Annotated in this window: 2 protein-coding genes; one reads left to right on the top strand and one right to left on the bottom strand. The window is 58.8% G+C overall.

All coding sequences use genetic code 11. The features are described 5' to 3' along the window. Positions 1–26: 26 nt before the first annotated feature. Positions 27–335: a hypothetical protein gene (locus tag A5686_RS13665; RefSeq protein ID WP_067931293.1), complete on the bottom strand. Its 309-nt coding sequence runs from the start codon at positions 333–335 to the stop codon at positions 27–29. 703 nt (positions 336–1,038) lie between these two features. On the opposite strand from A5686_RS13665, the gene A5686_RS13660 reads away from it, so the two are divergent. After that, complete coding sequence (locus tag A5686_RS13660) at positions 1,039–1,347, top strand: hypothetical protein (protein ID WP_067934916.1); 309 nt, start codon at positions 1,039–1,041, stop codon at positions 1,345–1,347. Positions 1,348–1,373 lie beyond the last annotated feature (26 nt).

Raw genomic sequence — 1,373 nt, 5'->3', positions numbered from 1 at the left:
GTTTTGATTACTTCCGACGTGGCGCGTTACACGTCGATGGTCTGGCTGACGTAGTTCTCCCAGGTGGCGATCTGGCCAGCCTCTACCATGGCGGCCTGCATCTCGGGGTCGCCGAAGAGCGCCTCCTGGACCTGGCCGTACCGCGTCCAATCCTCGGCTGTGGAAAGCAGGCCGATGGCGTTGGTCGCCGGGCCCCCGATCATGGTCGCCAGCACGGTGACGTTCTCGGCGCCGTGCTTGCGAGCGAGGTCTGTTGTCTTCTTGAGTTGCTTCTGCACCTCGTCCCACTGGACGCCCGGGTTTGGGTGGATAACTACGTACGTGACGATGGTCATGATGGTGCCTCCTGTACCTCGTGGCGGTTAGCCACAAGGTAAGCAAACACCCGAATGCCGCCGCGCGCTAGTGCCAAAGTGCATTGGCTAGCAAACTAGTTGCCGCGTCGGGGCCTGCTCGCGCGCCCCGGGCCTCCGAGGCCGTCTAGGCGGTCATTTTATTGTCTTTGCATCGAATGCAATATTCGTCGTTCTGCCTTTGTGTTTCGTGTATGCCTTCGCATTCAGGGCATTGTTGAATGTATTTATGATTCGGATTCCAGTCCGAATTCATTAATCTTTGCTTTTGTATGAATTTGTTCGCTGAGTCACGAGCTCCGTTAGACAACATTTCAATAGACTTCCCTGGTCAATAGTATATTCTGGTTTTATTCAGGGTTTGCTGGTGGCTTAACAACCCATCCGGTGGGACGGGCTTGGCAGCTCGTGAATCACTAGCATTCGCAGCTACCGCCCGTTCGGGCTAACCAATGACCATTCCCCAAATGCGGCCGGTTAAACCCCGGTGGGGCGCGTAATCAACCCCACCCCCTGGCGATTCACGCTCTGCCCAAGTTGTCGGGTGCCGCGTCCGCCGCGCAAACCTGCTCGCCCGCAACGGGCGCTCGGAGATCTGCGGAAGATTGAAGTAGCCGGCTACTCTAGGCTCGCAGTTTGCCACGCCAGAGGCTGTCTGGGTCCCCTCTAGTGAAAGGTGCCCACGATGACAATCCTCGCAACCACTATCGTCCATCCGAATCCCGGCGTGGCCTGGGACGACGTTCAAAAGCAGCTGAAGCGCGCGAGCGAACTTGCCCGCAAGCATGGCGCGGAGAACGTCACTGTGCTCGTCACCATGGTCGGGGGTCAGGGAACCAACGCCGTCGGCTTCCTGACGACCGCCGAGGACTGGGCCGCCTACGGCCGGGTCCAGCAGAGCCTCAGTTCCGACCCGGATTACCAGGGGCTGCTGATTGATGCAGGCCAGATCGCCACCTGGGAGACATACGTCAGCCAGACCATCGACGTGTAACGCGCCACGTCGGAAGTAATCAAAAC

The organism is Mycobacterium sp. E2479, assembly GCF_001667925.1.
Taxonomy (GTDB): Bacteria; Actinomycetota; Actinomycetes; order Mycobacteriales; family Mycobacteriaceae; genus Mycobacterium.
Note: the sequence above shows the minus strand (reverse complement) of the source record. Positions and strands in the feature narration are given on the sequence as shown.